Annotated in this window: 14 protein-coding genes and 1 pseudogene; 2 read left to right on the top strand and 13 right to left on the bottom strand. The window is 70.8% G+C overall.

The features are described from left to right. Positions 1 to 874: 874 nt before the first annotated feature. Positions 875 to 2,737, top strand: coding sequence for a cellulose binding domain-containing protein (locus V7E46_RS15805; protein WP_333769007.1), 1,863 nt, complete (start codon positions 875 to 877; stop codon positions 2,735 to 2,737). 189 nt (positions 2,738 to 2,926) lie between these two features. Here the strand turns inward: V7E46_RS15805 and V7E46_RS15800 are convergent, their stop codons facing one another. The 13 genes from V7E46_RS15800 to dnaK form a co-directional block, all read right to left on the bottom strand. Continuing rightward, positions 2,927 to 4,498 (bottom strand): alpha-L-arabinofuranosidase B, encoded by a 1,572-nt coding sequence (locus V7E46_RS15800; RefSeq protein ID WP_333769006.1) that lies wholly within the window; start codon positions 4,496 to 4,498, stop codon positions 2,927 to 2,929. Between the two features lie 171 nt (positions 4,499 to 4,669). Next, complete coding sequence (locus V7E46_RS15795) at positions 4,670 to 5,686, bottom strand: ABC transporter permease (RefSeq protein WP_333769005.1); 1,017 nt, start codon at positions 5,684 to 5,686, stop codon at positions 4,670 to 4,672. Next, positions 5,683 to 7,257, bottom strand: coding sequence for a sugar ABC transporter ATP-binding protein (locus V7E46_RS15790; protein ID WP_333769004.1), 1,575 nt, complete (start codon positions 7,255 to 7,257; stop codon positions 5,683 to 5,685). Before V7E46_RS15790 ends, V7E46_RS15795 begins: the two co-directional genes overlap by 4 nt. Positions 7,258 to 7,319: 62 nt before the next feature. Beyond that, the gene (locus V7E46_RS15785) at positions 7,320 to 8,414 is read right to left on the bottom strand and encodes a substrate-binding domain-containing protein (protein WP_333769003.1); all 1,095 of its coding nucleotides are present in this window, start codon (positions 8,412 to 8,414) and stop codon (positions 7,320 to 7,322) included. Positions 8,415 to 8,900: 486 nt separating this feature from the next. Beyond that, on the bottom strand, positions 8,901 to 10,406 hold the full coding sequence (gene araA, locus V7E46_RS15780) for an L-arabinose isomerase (RefSeq protein ID WP_333769002.1): 1,506 nt from the start codon (positions 10,404 to 10,406) through the stop codon (positions 8,901 to 8,903). Beyond that, positions 10,403 to 11,239 (bottom strand): L-ribulose-5-phosphate 4-epimerase, encoded by an 837-nt coding sequence (locus V7E46_RS15775; RefSeq protein ID WP_333769001.1) that lies wholly within the window; start codon positions 11,237 to 11,239, stop codon positions 10,403 to 10,405. Before V7E46_RS15775 ends, araA begins: the two co-directional genes overlap by 4 nt. A gap of 32 nt (positions 11,240 to 11,271) precedes the next feature. After that, entirely contained in the window at positions 11,272 to 12,948 is a 1,677-nt protein-coding gene (gene araB, locus V7E46_RS15770) for a ribulokinase (RefSeq protein ID WP_333769000.1), read from the bottom strand. A 67-nt stretch (positions 12,949 to 13,015) separates the two neighbouring features. Then, positions 13,016 to 14,086 (bottom strand): LacI family DNA-binding transcriptional regulator, encoded by a 1,071-nt coding sequence (locus tag V7E46_RS15765; protein ID WP_333768999.1) that lies wholly within the window; start codon positions 14,084 to 14,086, stop codon positions 13,016 to 13,018. A 416-nt stretch (positions 14,087 to 14,502) separates the two neighbouring features. Next, positions 14,503 to 17,166, bottom strand: coding sequence for an ATP-dependent chaperone ClpB (clpB, locus tag V7E46_RS15760; protein ID WP_333768998.1), 2,664 nt, complete (start codon positions 17,164 to 17,166; stop codon positions 14,503 to 14,505). Further along, on the bottom strand, positions 17,157 to 17,546 hold the full coding sequence (locus tag V7E46_RS15755) for a chaperone modulator CbpM (RefSeq protein ID WP_333768997.1): 390 nt from the start codon (positions 17,544 to 17,546) through the stop codon (positions 17,157 to 17,159). The genes clpB and V7E46_RS15755 overlap by 10 nt, the downstream gene beginning before the upstream one ends. Then, the gene (locus tag V7E46_RS15750; protein ID WP_333768996.1) at positions 17,543 to 18,520 is read right to left on the bottom strand and encodes a DnaJ C-terminal domain-containing protein; all 978 of its coding nucleotides are present in this window, start codon (positions 18,518 to 18,520) and stop codon (positions 17,543 to 17,545) included. Before V7E46_RS15750 ends, V7E46_RS15755 begins: the two co-directional genes overlap by 4 nt. A gap of 7 nt (positions 18,521 to 18,527) precedes the next feature. Continuing rightward, positions 18,528 to 19,091 (bottom strand): nucleotide exchange factor GrpE, encoded by a 564-nt coding sequence (gene grpE, locus V7E46_RS15745; protein WP_333768995.1) that lies wholly within the window; start codon positions 19,089 to 19,091, stop codon positions 18,528 to 18,530. Positions 19,092 to 19,100: 9 nt separating this feature from the next. Beyond that, the gene (gene dnaK / locus V7E46_RS15740) at positions 19,101 to 21,011 is read right to left on the bottom strand and encodes a molecular chaperone DnaK (RefSeq protein WP_333768994.1); all 1,911 of its coding nucleotides are present in this window, start codon (positions 21,009 to 21,011) and stop codon (positions 19,101 to 19,103) included. A gap of 247 nt (positions 21,012 to 21,258) precedes the next feature. Here dnaK and V7E46_RS15735 point away from each other — a divergent pair. Further along, positions 21,259 to 21,491 (top strand): annotated as a pseudogene (locus tag V7E46_RS15735) (hypothetical protein); the annotation flags it as partial.

Raw genomic sequence — 21,491 nt, 5'->3', positions numbered from 1 at the left:
TGAGGGCGGGCGCACACGATCGCGGTCATGGAACCTCCAGCAGCGTGAAGCAGCGGTTACCTGTCAGGTACGCGCGAACCGCTAGGAGGGGCGATCTGCGAAAGTGAAGCCAAGGCCGGACCCGCACTCGTGGCGGCGAGGCAGCCTTCCCGCACTCGGCGTCCGATCCGGCAACCGGTCAGCTGCTGCGGGTTGTGGAGAGCAAGGTAAGCAGACCGTTCCACCGGGCGTCAATGACAGCGGGAAGGCTCGCCTGCCGCGGCCACTGGGACGTGACAGGCTTGCCGCGACAGGGGTTGACATCACACAACCCTGGGTGCAGGCTGCCGTCGTCAGAGCTGACCCGCATCCCATGGACCGGCATCCGTGGATACCTGTTAGCGCTAACAATCCACCCTCGCGCCGCCTTGCCCACCCCCACCGCAAGGAGAAGTCCGCGTGCACACCCGATTCCCGCGCCCGCCCGGAAGGCACAACGGTCGACACCGGTCGGTCCGCGTCCACCGCTGAATCCCTCGTCCGCGGTGTCACCGTGCGAGCCGGACTCGCCGGTCCCGCGTGAAGAGCATGCGCCGACGGCCGATGCCGCAGGCAGCAGCCCCGACTCCGCAGGACGGCATCTCCCGGGCGCACGCGCGCAAGCCACCCTCCTTACGCGCGTCACCGGTGACCGTGAACTCCCCACGGCGCAGCCGGACGTTCGACCGGCCGACTCGTCGAACGCTCGATCGGCTCGGTTCGCCGTCGCCGCGCCAGGGCGCTGCCTGCTGATCACTCCCCCCACCAAGCTCAGGAGAGAGCCATGACACCACGGCAGGACGAAGCGAAGAACGCAGGGCCCGGGTCCCCGAGCCGGAGAGCCGTGCTGGCGACGATGGGGGCTCTGCCCGTCCTCGCGATGGCGATGCCGTCCTCCAGGGCGACGGCCGCGGCAGCCGCCGCCGTGACCGTGGACCCGTCCGCGCGGCGGCAGACGATCCGGGGCTTCGGCGGCATGAACCATCCCGCCTGGGCCGGCGACCTGACGGCCGCCCAGCGGGATACGGCGTTCGGGAACGGCACGGGCCAGCTGGGCTTCTCCATCCTGCGCATCCACGTCGACGAGAACAAGGCGAACTGGGGCGCCGAGGTGGCGACAGCGCAGCGGGCCGTCGCTCAGGGGGCGATCGTCTTCGCCTCTCCCTGGAATCCGCCGGCCGCCATGGTCGAGACGTTCACCCATGGAAGCCAGACCAACGCCAAGCGGCTACGGCATGACAGCTACGCGGCCTACGCGCAGCACCTGAACGACTTCACCCAGTTCATGAAGGGCAACGGGGTGGATCTGTACGCCATCTCGATCCAGAACGAGCCCGACTACGCCCAGGACTGGACGTGGTGGACGTCGAGCGAGATCGTCACCTTCCTGCGGAGCAACGCCGGCTCGATCAGCACCAGGGTCATCGCGCCGGAGTCGTTCCAGTACCTCAAGAACATGTCCGACCCGATCCTCAACGACTCCACGGCCCTTGCCAACCTGGACATCCTCGGCGCCCACCTCTACGGCACGGCGTTCTCGGACTTCCCGTACCCCCTCTTCCAGCAGAAGGGGCAGGGCAAGGAACTGTGGATGACGGAGGTCTACTACCCCAACAGCACCGACTCCGCGGACCTGTGGCCCGCCGCACTCGGCGTCGGGGAGCACATGCACCACGCGATGGTGGACGCCGAGTTCCAGGCGTACGTGTGGTGGTACATCCGGCGCAGCTACGGACCCATGCGCGAGGACGGGCAGATCAGCAAGCGCGGCGCGATCATGGCGCAGTTCTCGAAGTTCGTCCGCCCCGGGTACGTGCGCATCAACACGGCATCGAACCCGCAGACGAACGTCTACACCTCCGCTTACACCGGTGGCTCGACAGTGGTCATCGTCGCGGTCAACAAGGCCGCCAGCGCGGTGAGCCAGCAGTTCACCCTGGCGAACACCACACCGTCCGGCGTGGCCTCCTACGTCACCGACGCCAGCAGGACCCTCGCGTCCCTGAGCGGGCCCAGCCTGAGCAACGGCACCCTGACCGCCGCGCTTCCCGCGCAGAGCGTGACCACCTTCGTCATCACCGTGGGCGCCTCCGGCGGGACCGACACCACACCGCCCACCACGCCCGGTACCCCCACAGCCAGCGGCGTCACCACCACCTCCGTCACGCTGAACTGGGCGGCCTCCACCGACAACACCGGCGTGACCGGCTACGACGTGGTCCGCCTCAGCGGCAGCACCGAAACCGCCGCCGCGTCCTCCACCACCGCCGGAGCCACCGTGACCGGACTGACCGCCGGCACCGCCTACACCTTCGCGGTCTACGCACGCGACGCGGCCGGCAACCGCTCGACCCGCAGCAGCACCGTCACCGTCACCACGTCCGCCGGCGCCTCGACAGGCGGCTGCGGGGTCGGATACCAGGTGACGGGAAGCTGGAGCGGCGGCTTCCAGGGCGAGATCGTCATCCACAACACCGGGAGTGCCGCCCTCGACGGCTGGAGCCTCACCTTCTCCTTCACCGCCGGCCAGACCATCACCCAGATGTGGGGAGGCACCCCCGGACAGGATGGCGGCACCGTGACCGTGACCCCGGTGGACTACACCCGCGCCATCCCCGCCGGCGGCTCGGTCAGCGTGGGCTTCCTCGCCAACCAGGGCAGCACCAACCCCGCCCCGACCTCCTTCACACTCAACGGCGGCACCTGCACGACAGCCTGACGGCGCTCAGGCCGCGACCAGTCGCCTGGGCCGGTGCCGACCCCGCAGGAGCCAAGGGCACAGCCCTTGGCTCCGGGAAGGGGCTCGGGTGTGTCTGATAAACGCCGGATCTGATGGACCGGCGGGCCGCGCCGCCGGGCCTGTGTCCGGCGGCGCGGCCTTCGATCGGAGCGGACGCTGATCCGGGTGTCAGGACCAGGGGGTGGCGACGTTCCAGCTGGTGTCGTCGTTCCAGGAAGTGGTGGAGTCAAAGGTGTTCGAGCCGCCGTTGGAGGCGATGTAGACGGTGTAGCTGTAGTGCCGTAGGTACCGGTTGGTGTAGTTCACCGACTGGAAGGAGTATCCCTGGCCGTTATGCCCGGACTGTGGGCAGAATGTGGCGTCCTGCGTGAACGTCGAGGAACCGTCGTTGCCCGCGAGGTGCAGTTGGTAGTTCTGGTGGCGCAGGTACTGGCCGGACTTGTTCGCCGACTCGAACGATACGCAGGAGCCGTTGGCCAAGCCGGCTCGGACGATCCAGGTTGCGTCGCCCTTGTCGGTGGACGAGGACGACGAGGAGACACCCGCGATGACCACGTTGGTGTCATTGTCGTCGTGCTTGATGTAGTCCGCGGTACAGCATGAAGTGGTGGCCTGCAGGGAGATCCGGGAGCCGGGCGTCAGGGTGCCGGGATTGCCGCCGCCCGAGCCGGTGCCGCCGTAGTTGACGGAGTTGATGTTGGCCTGGACGGCGTTCTCGGTGGCGTCCGACGGGTAGCCGGAGGTCATGACTCCCTCGTAGAAGGTGCCCTGGGCGCCCTTGCTGTTGTCGCCGCCGATGCCGAGGATGATGGCGCCCTGCTTCTTCATCGGGTTGTAGCCCGAGACGTTGGGACGTACCCCGTCGTAGAAGGTGGACAGGCCGCCGGACTGGGCGTTGCCGCCGCGGATGGCCCAGTGGTTCGGTGCGCCCTTGACGATGGCGGTGGTGTAGCGGTAGTTGACCGTCGGGTCGTTGGAGTTGAGGTGCTGGTTGACGCCGGAGAACAGGCCGTTCTCCAGGTCGGCCATGATCCAGGGGCCGTTGCCCGAACCGTAGCCCCAGACCTTGATGTTGCCGAAGTAGATCGCCTCCATCGTGCCGTTGCCGTCGTCGTTGTTGTTCGTCTCGGCATTGCCGTAGTCGAAGCAGCAGCCGCCGTTGTAGTGCGTGCCGTCGAAGATCGCGTACATCCCCTCCGGACTGTCACCCGTGGCGATGCCGCTGGTGTTGTCGTTGCGGTAGCCCGTGCCGGGCGCGATGTACACGCCGTAGGCCTTGTGGCCGCCCACCGTGGTGGGGGCTGCGGTGGCGTTGGCGAGGTTGTCCGGGCCGCCGGCCGCACCGCCACCGGGTGCCTGGGTCAGGTCGTTGCCGCGTCCGGACTGGTCGTAGATCCGCGTGATGACGCAGGTCGTACCGGAGCAGAAGGAGTCCTGCGCGGACGCGTCGGGGTAGCCGCCCGCGGTCGTCGGGCTGAAGCTCTTGTACGTGTTGTCCGACGAGCGCCTGACCTGGTAGAGCGGGCCGGTGTAGGAGCTGTACAGCGCACGGGTGGTGCTGTGCGCGGCCACGCAGGGCGTACCGCCGGAGGCGTAGATGTCGCACGGCAGGGAGCCCGCGGCCTGCGAGGCGTGCGAGCCGCCGGCCAGGACACCGGCGATGAGCGCGATGACGGCGGCAGCCGCCAGGACGTATTTTCTGAACTGCCGCTGGAACAGGACGGTCAGTGGTGCGGACACCGGGTCCTCCTCTGTGTGGGGGGTGTGCCGGGCGCGGAGCCCAGCGCGTGGTGTTGTGCGGCCGGCGGCCGTTGACGTGGCTCCGGCGTGAGGGGGGCGCCTGCGTGGGGGCAGGCCGAAGGCGGGCCCGGCGCCTCGGAGTCGGGGCGCGGGGCGTGGATTCGCGCAGGGTCAGCCGCGACGGGCCACGGTTCTGGCCCGCAGGCGGTCGGCGGTGATGGCCAGACCGAGGACGCAGCCGAGGACGATGTTGGTGTAGTTGGAGTTGATCTGCAGCGTGGTCAGGCCGTTGTTGATCAGTTCGAGCAGCACGGTGCCCGCCACGATGCCCAGGATGCGGCCCTGCCCGCCGACCAGGCTCACCCCGCCGATCACGGCCGCGGCGATCGCCGACAGCTCCCAGCCGACGCCGACGCCGCTGGCCGAGCCGACACCCATCCGGCCCAGCACCATGATCCCGGCGAAGGCGGACAGCAGCGAGCTGGTGACGTACATCGAGATGATCCGCCGGTCACCGCGGATGCCGGCCAGCCGGGCCGCCTCGGCGTTGCCGCCGACCGCGTAGACCTGGCGGCCCGCGTAGGTGCGCTCCAGGAAGAACCAGGCGGCGAGCGCCACGGCCGCGAAGAGGATCAGCGGCAGCGGGACCTGGGCGACGTACGTCTGGCCGACGTCGCCGAAGAAGCCGCCGATGCCGGTGATCGAGGTGCCCGAGGTGATGGCGAGCGTGACGCCCTGGGCGACGGTGTAGGTGACCAGGGTGACGACGAAGGGCGGCATCTTCAGCCGGGTGACGGCGAGCCCGTGGATGAGGCCGACCGTGCCGGCGATGACCATGGTGACCAGGATCGCGAGTACGGGCGGCAGCCCGGCCCGTACGTTGAACCAGGACATCAGGATCACGCTGGTGCCCAGCAGCGCGCCCACGGACAGGTCGATGCCGCCGGTGAGGATGACCAGCGATTCGCCGATCGCGATGAGCCCGTACTGCGCCAGGTCGAAACCCATGCCCTGGAGGTTGACGGCGCCGGCGAAGGTGGACTTGTCGACCGCGAGCGCGACGAATACCACCACGCAGGCGGCGACGACGCCGACTTCCGGGGTCTCGGCCAGCCGCCGGACCAGTGGAGTACGCGGCTGCGCGGCTGCGTCCGGGTCCGCGAGTTCCGGGGCGGTGCTGGTCCTCATGCGCGTGCCTTCCCTTCGCCGGACGTACCGGCTCCCGTCCCGGCGTCACGGCCGGCTCCCGCACCCGCGTCCCGGCGGGCTCCCGCAGCAGGCCGCGAGCCGGCCGCCGCGGTCATGATCACTTTCTTGCCGAACCGCTCACGCGGGATGTCCGCGACGATCCGGCCGCGGGCCATCACCACGATGCGGTGGCAGATCCAGAGCAGTTCCTCCAGCTCGGAGGAGGCGACCAGGACCGCGAGCCCGTCCTGCGCCGCCGTGTCGATCAGGCGGTAGAGCTCGGCCTTGGCGCCGACGTCCACCCCGCGGGTCGGCTCGTCGAGCAGCAGCAGCTTCGGGTCGGCCGCCAGCCAACGCCCGAAGACGGCCTTCTGCTGGTTGCCGCCCGACAGCGAGCTGATCGACTGCTCCTGGCTGTGCAGGCGTACGCCCAGGTCCTTGACGATCCTGGCCGCGTGCTCCTTGTCGGCCTTCGGCCGCAGCACGCCGCGGCGGCTGATCCGGCGCAGCGTGGCGAGCGTGACGTTCCACCGCACGGAGTGGGCCGGCAGCAGCGACTGGACCTTGCGGTCCTCGGGCACCAGTCCGATGCCGGCCTCGACCGACCGCGCCGGGTGCCGCGGGTGGAAGTCGGCGCCGTCGAGGGCCACCGAGCCGCCGGTACGCGGCTGGGCGCCCATCACGGTGTGCAGCAGCCGGCTGCGGCCCGAGCCCATCAGGCCCGCGACGCCCACGATCTCGCCCGCGTGCACGTCCAGGTCGACCGGTCCGAGCCCGTTGGCGGTGAGCCCGCGCACGCTCAGCGTGGTGCTGCGCTCGACGGAGGACGGCGGCGCGAGGTCCGCGCGGGCCAGCTCGCTGCCGACCATCTCGCGGATCATCCGCTCCTCGGTGGCCTCCGCGGGGGTCAGGTCGGCGACCAGCCGGCCGCTGCGGAGCACCACGACCCGGTCGGCCACCGACCGCACCTCGTCCAGCCGGTGGCCGATGAAGAGCACCGCGCCGCCGGCCGCGGCATGGGCGCGGGCGAGGTCGAGGACCCGCTCGGCCTCGACCGGCCCGAGCGAGGAGGTGGGCTCGTCCAGGATCAGGACGACCGGGCGGTGGCCCCACGCCTTGGCGATCTCGATCATCTGCCGTACGGGGACCGGGAAGCGCCCGACCGGCCGGTCGACGTCGACACCGGTCACCCCGACCTCGGCCAGCAGCGTCCTGGCCTCGGCCCGGGTGCCCGCCCGGTCGACCACCACCCGGCCGAGCCGGCGGGCGGCGGCGCGCTGCGGGCGCCGCCCGAGCAGCAGGTTCTCCGCCACGCTCAGCTGGTCCACCAGCGGGAACTCCTGTGCCACCAGGGCCACCCCCATGTCGCGGGAGTGGTCGGGGCGGCCGGGCTGGAGCGGCTGCCCGGCGATCTCGATGGCACCGGTGGTGGGGGTGACGGTGCCGGAGAGCACGCCCATGAGCGTGGACTTCCCGGCACCGTTCTCGCCGACCACCGCCACGATCTGACCGCGCGCCAGGTCGAGCCGCGCGATGTCGAGCACCTTCACCGGACCGTAGGTCTTGCTCACGTCGCGGAGCGATACGGCGATGCCGCCGGGAGCCCCGGGACCAATGTCGGCGGACGAGTCCATCAGCTGATTCCCAGGTCCTTGAGCTTGGCCTGGTAGTCGGCGAGGTTTCCTCCGGTGACCAGGCCCACGCCCGAGGAAAGCGTGGCTCCGTCCGATTCCAGATAGGGCTTGACCAAGTCCAGCGTGGCCTGCTTGCCGAGCACCTTGAACGCCGCGAGCAGATACGCGCCCGTGTAACCCTGCTGGTACGGCTGCTGCAGCACGGTCGCCTGGATGACGCCCGACTGGACGAACTTCAGCGTCTGCGGGTCGCTGTCGTCCGAGACGATCTTGACCCTCCCGGTCTTGCCCGCCGCCTGTACGGCCTGGCCGGCGGACGGCCCGTCGTAGGAGTACACCCCGTACAGGCCGTTGATGTCGGGGTTGGTCTGGATGGCGGTCTGCGCGTTGGTGAGCGCCTTGGCCGCGTCCATGCCGTCGCTGAGCTTCTGGGCGACCTTGATGCCGGTGCCCTTGAGCGCGTCCTCGAAGCCCTGGATGCGCTCGACTGCGTTCGAGGTGGTGAGCGAACCGACCAGGATCACGACCTGGCCCTTGCCGCCGAGCGCCTGCTTCATCGCCTCGCCGGCCTTCTGGCCGGCGGTGTAGTTCGGCGTGCCCAGGTAGAGCGCGGCGCCGTCCTCCTTCGGCAGCGGCGAATCGATCGCCAGCACCGGGATGCCGGCTTTGTTCGCCGACGAGATGGGGGATTTGATGGCGGTCGGGTCGATGGCCGACACGCTCAGGCCGGTGATGCCCTGGCCGCGCAGCGTCTGGATGATCGACAACTGCTGGTCCAGCCGCCCGTTCGCCGGCGCCTGGTACGTGCCCTTGACTCCGAGGTCCTTCAGCCCCTTGTTGAAGCCGGCTTTGCCGGCGTTCCAGTAGTCTACGGCGACGTTGACGACCATCGCCTCGTTGAGCTTGGACAGGTCCTTGCCCGCCAGCGCCGCCTTCAGCGCGTCGTCCAGCTTCGCGAGGTTGGCGTCGTTGAAGGCGATGTCGCCCTTGATGGACACCGCGGTGGACGTCGTCGCGCCACTGCTGGACTTGCCTGTGTCCGACGACGAGTCACCGGCTCCGCTCTTGCTGCACGCGCCGATCGTGGCAACCATCGCGACAGCGATGGCGGCGGCACTCCAGCGTCCGAATCCCCGACTACGAGACCGCACATCACGCATGATCAAATCCTGTTCGGAGGGGCCTTGCGGCCTGTTAGCGCTCACATAAACGGAGCAAGGATTCTCGTTCTGACCGACGGCCACTCTTCCCCCGCAGCTCACGGTTCACCGGGAAGGCAGCACACCGAGGGAAACCGCCTACCCTCAAGGGAGGACAAAGCCGCACAAAGGGGTTTGTAGTCAATCAGCTTGCCTTCCCCGGCCGACGTGGACCTCGCCACCTGCGACCGAGTGACATCCGAAGCGGCACGATCGCTCCCGACCCCACTCGCGGTCCGTTGCTTGGCAGCGATTGTTAGCGTTCACCGGCACGGCGTCAAGACGTTGCACAGAACAAAAACGCGAGGCCGACAACGCATGCCGGAAACCGGACCGGCGCCGGGACGCCGACCGTCCGGTGCAGCGGGTCCGGCCGTGCCCTCACAACCCACGGGCGAGGCGGTAGTAGGCCTGGTTCCAGCGGATCTCCTTGGTGAACTGGCGGATGTCAGTGCCGGCGTCGATCATCAACAGCTCGGTGCCGAGCAAGTCGGCGAGATCGGTGAGTTCCTCCGCGCCGATCGCGGTGGACAGCACGGTGTGGTGCGGACCGCCCGCAGTCAGCCATGCCTCGGCGGAGGTGTGCAGGTCCGGGGCGGGGCGCCAGACCGCGCGGGCGACCGGCAGAGCCGGAAGGGGTTCGACCGGGTCGACGATCTCGATCTGGTTGGCGACCAGCCGGAAGCGGTCGCCCATGTCGGCCAGGCCCACCACCACCGCCGGGCCGGGGGCTGCGTCGAAGACCAGCCGGACCGGGTCCTCACGGCCTCCGATGCCCAGCGGGTGGATCTCGCAGCTCGGCCGCCCGGCCGCGATGCTGGGGCAGACCTCCAGCATGTGGGCGCCGAGGATGAGTTCGCTTCCCGGTGCCAGGTGGTAGGTGTAGTCCTCCATGAAGGACGTGCCGCCGGGCAGGCCGGTGCCCATCGCCTTCACGGTGTGCAGCAGGGTCGCGGTCTTCCAGTCGCCCTCGCCGCCGAAGCCGTAGCCGTCGGCCATCAGCCGCTGCACGGCCAGGCCCGGCAGCTGCCGAAGTCCCCCCAGGTCCTCGAAGTTGGTGGTGAAGGCGCCGAAGCTGCCGTTGTCGAGGAAGGCCCGCAGGCCGAGTTCGATCCTGGCGGCGTAGCGCAACGAGTTGTGGCGGTCGCCGTCCCGGCCGAGCGCAGGGTCGAGGCGGTAGGCGTCGGCGTACTCCTCGACCAGGGCGGTTACATCGGCATCCGAGGACGAGTCGACGGCCTCCACCAGGTCGTTGACGCCGTAGGTGTTGACCGAGACGCCGAAGCGCAGTTGCGCCTCGACCTTGTCGCCCTCGGTGACCGCGACATCGCGCATGTTGTCGCCGAAGCGGGCCAACCGGAGCCTGCGCAGGGCCGCATGGCCGAGGGCCGCGCGCATCCAGGCATGGATGCGCCGGCCGACGTACGGGTCGGTGACGTGGCCGGCGACAGTCTTGCGGGCGACGCCGATCCTGGACTGGATGTAGCCGAACTCCCGGTCGCCGTGGGCAGCCTGGTTGAGATTCATGAAGTCCATGTCGATGGTGGACCACGGGAGTTCGACATTGGCCTGGGTGTGCAGGTGCAGCAGTGGCTTGCGCAGCAGGTCCAGCCCGCCGATCCACATCTTGGCCGGAGAGAAGGTGTGCATCCATGCGATGAGCCCTACGCAGCCAGCGTCGGCGTTGGCCTCGAGGACCGTGCCGATGATCGCCGAGGCGTCGGTCAGCACCGGCTTCCACACCACCCGCACCGGCCCGCCCGGGAGCGCGGCAAGCTGATCGGCTATCCGCCGTGACTGGTCGGCGACCTGCGCGAGGGTCTCAGGCCCGTAGAGGCCCTGGCTGCCGGTGATGAACCAGATCTCGGCAGTGGGCGTGGCGTTCATGCGGTGACTCCTCGGTCGGTGGCGGGGCTTTCGGTCACGGTGCCGTCGGCGGCGGGCCCGTCGGCCGGAGCGGTACGCGCGCCCGCCCGGCCCTCCGCGGACGTGCACCCGGGGTCAGGCGCGGTGACGGGCGCGGGCGCGGGCGCGGGCTGGCCGTAGACATTCTGGTAGCGGTCGTAGAGCCGGTCGATGTCCGGCCCGGTGATCGGCAGCGGATCGCCCAGCTGCCGCGAGATGTGGACGGTCCGGGCCACGTCCTCGCACATCACCGCGGCCTTGACCGCCGCGCGCGCGTCCCGCCCGACCGCGAACACCCCGTGGTTCTGCATCAGCACGGCGGGCGAGCGGTGCCCCGCCAGTGTCTCGACGATGCCGCGCCCGATCGAGTCGTCACCGATCAACGCGAAGGGCCCGACCGGGATCTCCGCCCCGAACTCATCGGCCATCGCGGTCAGTACGCACGGCACCGGTTCGCCGCGGGCCGCCCACGCGCACGCGTACGTCGAGTGGGTGTGCACCACGCCGCCCACCTCGGGCAGGTGCCGGTAGACGTAGGCGTGCGCGGCCGTGTCCGAGGACGGCGACAGGCCGCCGCCGTCCACCACCTCGCCGTCCAGGTCGCACACGATCATGTTCGCGGGCGACAGCCGGTCGTAGTCGACCCCGCTGGGCTTGATCACGAACAGGTCCGCGCCGTGCACCCGGGCGGAGACGTTTCCGGCCGTCCAGACCACGAGGTTGTAGCGGACCAGCTCCTGGTGCAGGTCACTGACCTGCCGCCGCAGGTGGGCGAGAACATCGTCGACAGGGGATGGGGGAAGACGTTCGAGCATCGGGACCTCGGATGAATAGAGGGAGTTAACGCTCACATGGAAGAAGTGTCAGTGCTTGTCCGCATCGTGCGCAGGGCTCGCAGCCGGTGCATGACGTTGTTGCCGCCGCGCCCGAAGTAGTCGTGCAGGGTGCGGTATTCGGCGTACAGCCGGTCGTACGCCGCCGCCCGCGCCGGGTCGGGGACATACACCGCCCGCTCGATCCGCCCCATCGCCTCCGATGCGGCGCGGATGTCCGGGTGCGCCCCCGCTGACACCGCAGCGTGGATCGCCGCCCCGAGCGCCGGGCCCTGCTCCGAGGCCAGCAGGTTGATCGGGCGCCCCAGCACGTCGCTGTAGGTCTGCATCAGAAACGTGTTCTTCAACAGGCCGCCCGCCGCGGTGAATTCGCCGACCGGCACGCCCGCCCGTTCGAAGGTCTCGATGATCGTGCGGGTTCCGAACGCGGTCGCCTCGACCAGCGCCCGGTAGATGTCCTCGGGACGGGTGTCCAGCGTCAGGCCCAGGACCAGTCCTGACAGGGCGTGGTCGACCAGCACCGAGCGGTTCCCGCTGTGCCAGTCGAGCGCCACCAGGCCGTGCCCGCCGACCGGTTGGGCCGCCGCCTTCTCCGTGAGCAGGTCGTGCACAGCGATGCCGCGCCGCCGGGCCTCGGCTGCGTATCCGTGCGGGGCCGCGGTACGCACCGCCCACGCCAGGATGTCGCCGACACCGCTCTGCCCCGCCTCGTAGGCCCACAGGCCGGGCACGACGCCGTCCCGCACCACCCCGCACATGCCGGGCACCTCGGCGAGCACGTCGGAATTCATGATGTGGCAGGTGGACGTGCCCATGATGGCCAGCATGTGGCCGGGTTCGAGGGCCTGGGCGGCGGCGCTGGTGACGTGCGCGTCCACGTTCCCCACGGCGACCACCGTGCCCTCGCGCAGCCCGGTCAGCGCCGCGGCGTGCGCGCTCAACGCCCCCGCCGCCGTGCCCAGTCCGGACAGCGGGTGCTCCAGTTTGGCGGTGAAGTCCGCGAAGTCCGGGTGCAGCGAGGCGAGGAAGGCGGCGTCCGGATAGCCGCCGTCCTGGTAGATGCCCTTGTAGCCGGCGGTGCACAGGTTACGGTTCTCGGTGCCCGTCAGCTGCCAGACGATCCAGTCGGCCGCCTCGATCCAGCGGTCGGCCGCCGCGTAGACCTCCGGGTCCTCGCGCAGCACCTGCAGCGCCTTGGCGAACTGCCACTCGCTGGAGATCTTCCCGCCGTAGCGGGCCAGCCAGCCCTGCCCCGACTCCTCCGCCGCGGCCACGATGTCGTCCGCCTCGGGCTGCGCCGCGTGGTGCCGCCACAGCTTCGGGTAGGCGTGCGGGCGGTCGGCGAAGGCCGCGAGTTCACTCAGCGGCGTACCGTCACGGGTCGTCGGCAGTACCGTGCAGGCCGTGAAGTCGGTGGCGATGCCCACCACTTGCTCCGGCCGCACCCCCGCCGCCGCCAGCGCCCGCGGCACCGCGAAGCGCAGCACGTCACGCCAGTCCTGCGGGATCTGGAGGGCCCAGTCCGGGGGCAGTTCACGCCCGCCGGGCAGCGCACCGTCCACCACGCCGTGGGTGTAGTCGTGCACCGCGCTGCCCAACTCGGCGCCGTCATCAACGGCGACGACCAGCGCGCGGCCCGACAGGGTCCCGAAGTCGACGCCCACGGTGACCGCGGGCGAGCTGGTGGTCATATGTGATCTCCAGGAGAAGTGGAATCGGTACGACGCCCGGCCTATTGCCGGACGGCAGGGCGACCGGTCAGGACGACGTGCTGCTGCGCCGGACGATCAGCCGCGGTTCGATCACCACGCGCTCGCCGTCGCGGCCGGTCGAGCCGGTCTCCAACTGGGCCACCAGCAGGCGGATACTGGCCTGCCCCACGGCGGCGAAGTCCTGGCGGACGGTGGTCAGCGGCGGGGCGAAGAACTCGGCCTCGGGGATGTCGTCGAAGCCGGCGATGGCGACCTGGCCCGGCACCGACAGGCCCGCCTCGCGGAAGGCCCGCATCAGGCCGAGCGCCATCTGGTCGTTGGCCACGAAGACGGCGGTGACGCCGGCGGACGTCCTGCGCGCCGAGCCGGCCGCGACCCGCCCGGCCAGTTCCTGGCCCGCGCGGTAGCCGGACAGCGGCGTCCAGTCCCCCACCAGCGGCGGCGGCACCTCGGCGCCGGCCTCCTCCAGGGTGCCGCGCCAGCCGTTGACCCTCGCCTCGGCCTCCAGCCAGTCCGGCGGGCCCGCCACGTGCCAGACCGTACGATGGCCGGCCGCCAGCAGGTGGCCGGTCGCCAGCCGGGCGCCCAGCTCCTGGTCGACCGAGACGCCCGCTATCGGCAGCGAGTGGCCGCCCTCGACGGTGACCACCGGGAAGGGCAGCCGCAGCTCGGCCAGCGCGGCGACGGCCTCGCGGTGCGGGACTATCACGACGATGCCCTCGACGCCCCATTCGCTGAGGTGGTCGATGGCCTCCTCCAGCGCCTTGGCCGTATAGCGGCGCAGGGTGACCGCGGAGACCATGTAGCCCTCGTCGCGCGCGGCCTCTTCCAGCCCGTACAGCGTGCTGGCCGGGCCGAAGAGGGTCGGATTGCACGCGACCACCCCGAGGGTGAGGGTACGCCGGGTGACCAGTGCCCTGGCCGAGGAATTGCGCCGGTAGCCCAACTGCTCGATGGCCCGCTGCACGTCGGCCCGCGTCGTGTCCCGCACGTTGGGGTGGTTGCTCAGCACGCGCGAGACGGTCTGGTGCGACACGCCCGCCACCTGGGCGACGTCCGCCATGGTGGGAGCCCGGCGGCGAGGCTCCTGGTGGGGGGGTTCCGCGGTATGCGACATGGTACTCCGATCCGTGATGGCGCTAAGTGTTAGCGCTCACAGCCACACAGTCAAGGTGTCGTCCGACCCCGGACCAAGGGATTGCTCCGGTGACGCCCGCGACTGCGCGGTGATCCTCCGCCCCTGTGCGGTCTCGAAGCTCGACGGCGGCCCGACATTGCGAAACGACTCTGGGACCCCACACGGTCGATCGGCACACCCTGCGACTCGAAGTCCTTGACCATGCGGTGGACACCCACTCGCGGGTGGCCTCCCGCTGTTCGAGGCCGGCGGCCTGCGCGGGTACGCGGATCCGGGCGCCGAACCGGCCGGCCTGTACGGCGGCGCGTTCGGCGCAGGTGCACCCGCTGAGTCCCCGGGTGCGGGCAGCCCTCGCAGCCTTGCGGTGTTCTCGGCACGACGGGCCAGGGCTGAACTCACCCCGCGGCTGGGTCCGCACCAGGTGGCCCGGAGGCCGACGACTCCTGCGGCTGCTCCTGGAGGGCGACGGTCAGGTCGCCGCCTGCGGCGTCGACCAGGATGGTCACGCCTTCGCGTGCCTCACCGCTGAGCAGCGCGCGGCCGATCCTGGTCTCGACCTCGTGCGAGATGAAGCGGCGCAGCGGCCTGGCTCCGTAGACCGGGTCGTAGCCCTCGGCGGCGATCAGGTGGCGGGCCGGCTCGGTGAGGACGAGCGTGATGCGCTGCTCGGCGAGGCGGTCGCGCAGCTCGTCGAGGAGCAGGTCGACGATGCGCTCGATCTGCGCGATGCCGAGCGGGTGGAAGATGACGATGTCGTCGACGCGGTTGAGGAACTCGGGGCGGAAATGGCCGTTGAGCTCGGTCATCACCAGCGCCCGCGCCTCGGGTTTGATCTCGCCGGCCTGGGTGGCGCCCTGGAGCAGGTATTGCGACCCGAGGTTGGAGGTCATGATGACCACGGTGTTGCGGAAGTCGACGGTACGTCCCTGCGCGTCGGTGATCCTGCCGTCGTCCAGCACCTGCAGCAGCGTGTTGAAGACGTCGGCGTGCGCCTTCTCGATCTCGTCGAACAGGACGACGGAGTACGGCATGCGGCGTACCGCCTCGGTGAGCTGGCCGCCTTCCTCGTAGCCGACGTATCCGGGGGGCGCGCCGACCAGGCGGCTGACGGTGTGGCGTTCCTGGTACTCGCTCATGTCGAGGCGGATCATGTTGGTCTCGCTGTCGAACAGCGCGGCGGCGAGCGTCTTGGCCAGCTCGGTCTTCCCGACGCCGGTGGGGCCGAGGAAGATGAACGAGCCGATCGGCCGGCGCGGGTCGCGTACTCCGGAGCGGGCCCGTATCACCGCGTCGGCGACGAGCTGGACAGCCTCGTCCTGACCCACGACCCGCTCGCGCAGGATCTCGTCCAGCTTGAGCAGCTTCTGCCGTTCGCCCTCCTGGAGGCGGGTGACGGGTATGCCGGTCCACGCGGAGACGATCTCGGCGATCTCCTCGGCGGTCACCACCTCGCGCAGCAGCCGGCTCTCGCCCTGCTTGCCGGCGAGCTGTTCCTCCTCGGCGGCCAGTCGGCGCTCCAGTTCGCCGACGGTTCCGTAGCGCAGCCGGGCGGCCAGGTTGAGGTCGTATGCGCGTTCGGCCTGCTCGGCCTCCTGCCGGGCGCGTTCCAGTTCCTGGCGCAGTTCCTGGACCTTGCGGATGGCCTGGCGCTCGGCCTCCCACTGGGCATGTTTGGCGTCCGCCTCGCCCCGCAGGTCGGCCAGTTCACGGCGCAGGTCCTCCAGGCGGGCGCGGCTGGCCGGGTCGGCCTCCTGGTCCAGCGCGGCCTCCTCGATCTCCAGGCGGGTTGCCCGGCGGGTGAGTTCGTCGAGTTCGGCGGGCATGGAGTCGATCTCGGTCCGCAGCCGCGCGCAGGCCTCGTCGACCAGGTCGATGGCCTTGTCCGGGAGGAAGCGGTCGCTGATGTAGCGGTGGCTGAGGGTGGCGGCAGCGACCAGGGCGTTGTCCTGGATCTTGACGCCGTGGAAGACCTCCAGTCGCTCGCGGATGCCGCGCAGGATGGAGATGGCGTCCTCGACGGTCGGCTCGTCCACCCGGACGGTCTGGAAGCGGCGCTCCAGGGCGGCGTCGGACTCGATGTGCTTGCGGTACTCGTCCAGCGTGGTGGCGCCGATCATGTGCAATTCGCCGCGGGCCAGCATCGGCTTGAGCATGTTGCCCGCGTCCATCGCGCCCTCGGCGGCACCCGCCCCGACGACGGTGTGCAGCTCGTCCACGAACAGCAGGATGCGGCCCTCGGCGCCCTTGACCTCCGACAGGACGGCCTTGAGGCGCTCCTCGAACTCGCCGCGGTATTTGGCTCCGGCCACCAGCGAGCCCATGTCGAGCGAGAACACCGTCTTGTCCCGCAGCCCTTCGGGCACGTCGCCGCGCACGATCCGCTGGGCCAGGCCCTCGACGATGGCGGTCTTACCGACCCCGGGTTCGCCGATCAGGACCGGGTTGTTCTTGCTCTTGCGGCTGAGGATCTGGATCACCCGGCGGATTTCGGCGTCCCGGCCGATCACCGGGTCGAGGCGGCCGGTGCGGGCCTCGGCGACGAGGTCGCGCCCGTACTTCTCCAGGGCCTCGTACGCTTCCTCAGGATTGGCGGAGGTGACCCGCTGGTTGCCGCGCACCGTGGTGAGGGCGGCGAGGAAGGAGTCCTTGGTGACGCGCTGTTCGCCGAGCCGGCGGCCGGCCGCGGTGGCCGGGCCCTCGTCCACCAGGGCCAGCACCAGGTGCTCGGTGGAGACGTAATCGTCCTTGAGCCGCTTGGCCTCCTGCTCGGCGGTGTCGAGCAGCCGGGCCAGCCGCTGGGTCACCGTCACCTGGCCGGGGGCGGCGCCCGGGCCGGCCGTGCGGGGGCGTCTGGCGAGATCGGCCTCGACGGCGGCCCGCAGGGCAACCGGGTCCGCGCCGGCGTCTGCCAGCAGACGGGTGGTCAGGCCGTCCCGCTGATCGAGCAGCGCCAGCAGCAGGTGCTCCCCGTCGGCCTCGGTCTGGCCCGTCCGTACCGCGACGCTCTGCGCTTCCTGGAGCGCTTCCTGGGACTTCAAGGTGAGGCGGTTCATGTCCATGTCGTCGGCTCCTTGGCGGCTCGTTCGCTGCGCCGCAGTGCGGCTTCCAGGCGTTCGACGCGGTCGAGCAGGTCCAGGACGACGCCGATGGCCGCGTAGTTGAGGCACAGTCCGGCCCGCAGCCGCTGCACCCGGGCGATGGCCGACGGGGCGCTGGTCCGGAACCACAGCCGGCCCCCGGCGTCGCGCTCGGCGTCCAGCAGTCCGAGGGCCGCGAAACGCCTGACGAGTTCGGGCGGCAGCCCGCTCCGGCCGGCCACCGCGGCCATGGGGAGCTGATAGCGGCCGGGGCTGGTCCGGTGGACCCGCACCAGCGGGTAGGCGGCCCTGGTGCCGGGCTGCCCGGCTGCTTGGCCGGGAGATCGGTGTTCGGCTCTCATGTCTGCTTCCTCGGGTCGAAGGAGGAGACGGCGGCCAGGTCCTCGAACAGCTCACGCTCGCGCGGGCTGGGCGAGGGCGGCACCGTCACCTGGATCTCGGCGTAGAGGTGACCGGGGGAACCCTTGGGGTGCGGCATCCCCTCGCCGCGCAGCCGCAGCCGGCGGCCGGTGGAGGTGCCGGGCGGCACATGCACCTTGACCGTCCCGCCCGGCCCGTCGACCGGCACCGTCGCTCCCAGCGCGGCCTCCCAGGCGGTGACGGGCAGATCGACGTGGATGTCGCGCCCGACGAGCCGGTAGCGGGGATGGGGGGCGATGCGGACCACCAGGTAGAGGTCCCCGGCGGAACCCGGGCCGCGGCCCCGGCCGCCCTCGCCTGCGAGCCGGATGCGCTGCCCGTCGACGACGCCGGCCGGGATGGTGACGTCGTAGCGGCGTTCCCCGCCGGGTCCGCCGAGGGTGATCGTCCGCCGCCCGCCGCGGTACGCCTCCTCCACGCTGAGCGTGAGTTCGGCCTCCTGGTCCGCGCCGGGGATCGGGGCGCCCCGCCCGGTGCCGCCGGCCCGGCCGCCGAACATGCCGCCGAAGAGATCCTCGAAGTCCACGCCAGAGGCATCGAAGCCGGTCCCCGTCCAGGTCCGGGCGCCTGCCCGGTCGGCGCCCCGGGTGCCTTCGAAGGGACTGCCCCGGTGCGCGCGGGCTCCGCCGCCGAAGCCCTGGCCGGCCGCGACACGCTCGTCGTAGTCCTCCGGAATCTGCCGGAAATCGGGGCCGAAGCGGTCGTAGCGGGACCGGGTGCCGGGGTCGGAGAGCACGCTGTACGCCTCATTGATCTGCTTGAAGCGTTCTTCTGCGGCCGGATCGCGGTTGACGTCCGGGTGAAAGCGGCGGGCCAGGGTACGGAACGCCTGCTGGATCTCGGCGGCGTCGGCGGTGCGGGGAACGCCCAGCGCCTCGTAGTAGTCCTCTGCCATGGCAGCCTCACTCCTGCTTGCGGCTGACCGCTACCGCGGCCGGCCGCAGCTGGCGACCGGGTTCGCCGTAGCCGGGCCGCAGCACCTGGACGACCGTGCCCGCGGGCGTGTCGGGCTCATCCACCACGGACACCACCTCGTGCTGCTCCGGGTGGAAGGGGACGCCGGTCTCCTCGTAGCGGGGGTAGCCGAGGTTTCGCAGCACCTCGACGGCCTGGTCGCGTACCGCCCGGACTCCGCTGACGATCGCGCCGTGGTCGTCAGCGCCCGCGTGGGCGAGGGCCAGTTCGAGGTTGTCGACGACCGGGAGGAACGCCGCGGCCGCCTTGGCCCGCTCGGCCTCCCGTTCCCGGGGCAGCTCACGGGCGTAGCGCTTGCGCAGGTTGTCCAGGTCGGCGAGGGCTCGCCGCCACCGGTCCTCCAGTTCCTCCACCTCGGGACTGCGAGGTGCCGACGCCGACTCCTGCTCCACTGGTTCGGGGGCCGGGAGGGGCGTCTGGGGCACGGGTGTCCGCTCGGACTCGGGCGGGGTGCGGTCCTCGGCGGGACGCGTCTGTTCCTGATCCGGCATGTCGCCGCCTCAGCTCTTGTCGAAATCGGCGTCGATGACGTCGTCGTCGCCACTCGGCGAGCCTGCCCCGGGACCCTGGCCGGGCGCTGCCCCGGGCTGGGCCTCACCCCCGGCTCCGCCCGGTCCGGCGGCGTGGGCGGCCAGCGCCGCATGGATCTGCTGGAGTTCGGAGGTCAGGTTCTGGGACCGTTCCGCCGGCGCCTCCTCCTCGACGGCGGTACGCGCCTCGTCGATGAGGAGGCGGGCGCGGGCGCGCTCGTGCTCCGGTGCGGCGTCACCGAGGTCGTCCAGGCGTCGCTCCACCTGGTATGCGGCGGCGTCGAGTTCGTTGCGGGCGTCGATGGCCCCGCGCAGGGCCAGGTCGCTGGTGCGGTTGCTCTCGGCCTCGTTGATCATCCGCTCGACCTCGGACGGGTCGAGGTTGGAGCCCTCGCTGATGGTGATCGACTGTTCGGCGCCGGTGTCCCGGTCCTTGGCACCGACCTTGAGGATGCCGTTGGCGTCGATGTCGAAGGTGACCTCGATCTGGGTCTCCCCGCGCCGGGCCGGCCGCAGGTCCTCCAGCCGGAAGCGGCCCAGCACCCGGTTGTCTGCGGCCAGTTCGCGTTCGCCCTGGAGCACCACGATGTCCACGGCAGGCTGGTTGTCCTCAGCTGTGGAGAAGGTCTCCGACCGGCGGGCGGGGATGGTGGTGTTCCGCTCGATGATCCTGGTCATCACGCCGCCGGCCGTCTCGACGCCCAGCGACAGCGGGGTGACGTCCAGCAGCAGGACGTCCTTGACCTCGCCCTTGAGCACGCCGGCCTGAACCGCGGCGCCCAGCGCCACCACCTCGTCCGGGTTGACGCTCATGTTCGGGTCCTTGCCGCCGGTCAGCCGGCGGACCAGGCTCTGCACGGCCGGGATGCGGGTCGAGCCGCCGACGAGGATGACCTCGTCGATGTCGTTGTCGCCGACCTTGGCGTCGCTCATCGCCGTCCTGACCGGTTCGAGGCAGCGCTCCACCAGGTCGGCGGTGATCTGCTCGAAGGTGGAGCGGCGGACCGTCTCGGTGAGGTGCTTCGGCCCGGAGGCGTCCGCGGTGATGAACGGCAGGCTCACCTGGGTCTGGCTGACCGAACTCAGCTCGGTCTTCGCCTTCTCGGCCGCCTCGAACAGACGCTGCAGAGCCTGCGGGTCCTTGCGCAGGTCGATGCCCTCGGCCTTCTGGAAGCCGTCAGCCAGGTGGTCCACCAGCCGGCGATCGAAGTCGTCGCCGCCCAGATGGGAGTCGCCCGCGGTGGCGCGGACCTCCACCACACCGTCGCCGACGTCCAGCAGGCTGACGTCGAACGTGCCGCCGCCGAGGTCGAAGACCATGACCGTCTCGTGACCCTTCTTGTCCAGCCCGTAAGCCAGCGCCGCGGCAGTCGGCTCGTTGATGATCCGCAGGACGTCGAGGCCGGCGATCTTCCCGGCGTCCTTGGTGGCCTGGCGCTGGGCGTCGTTGAAGTACGCCGGTACGGTGATGACCGCCTCGGTCACCTTCTCGCCGAGCGACTTCCCGGCGTCGTCGGCCAGCTTGCGGAGCACCTGCGCGCTGATCTCCTCCGGCGCGTACTGCTTTCCGCCCACCTCGAAGCGGGCCACCCCGCCGGGCCCCTCGACCACGTCGAAGGAGACCGCCTTGGCCTCGTCGGAGATCTCGTCGTAGCGACGTCCGATGAACCGCTTCGCGGAGGTGATGGTGCCTTTGGGGTTGAGGATCGACTGCCTTCGCGCGAGCTGTCCCACCAGCCGCTGGCCGTCGTCGGAGAAGGCGACGACCGACGGGGTCGTCCTGGCCCCCTCCGCGTTCGGAACGACGGAGGGCTCACCACCCTCCCAGACCGCGATGACCGAGTTGGTGGTGCCGAGATCGATGCCTACTGCCTTCGCCATAAGAATCTCCTCCGTCGCGACGCGGGACCGGTCGGCGGGCTCCCAGACGTACGGAGCGGGGGCACACCGCACCTACTGCCAGGGTCGCGCGGTACCCGGCGTGCTTCCTCGCCCCGGCAGGACCAATCCGCGCCGGCGTTCCGGCCCGCCAGGACGGGGACGCGACACGGTTCGCAGGTGAGACCCCGCGCCGGGCGGCGTAACGTGAAAGGAGGGAAGCCGCTGTCGAGCCGCGATTGGACATGCGATGGACGCTGTTCCCGTTCCGACCGCCGTGCCCCTCCACCCCGTCCCGCAGCCGGAGGCCGCGCCGCACGCACTGCTACGCCTGGTGACGGCCATGCTCGACGGCGAGGACGAGCGCGAGGTGCTGTGGGGAGCCATGGCGGCAATCGCTGCCACCGGCCCTTTCACCGCCGAAGCGGCCTACACCGTGCACGGCGGCCTGGGGGGGGGGGGGCCCCCCGCCGCGCCCCCGGG

It is taken from the genome of Streptomyces sp. IBSBF 2435 (assembly GCF_036815005.1).
GTDB lineage: Bacteria > Actinomycetota > Actinomycetes > Streptomycetales > Streptomycetaceae > Actinacidiphila.
This window is presented reverse-complemented; position numbering and strand designations above follow the sequence as displayed.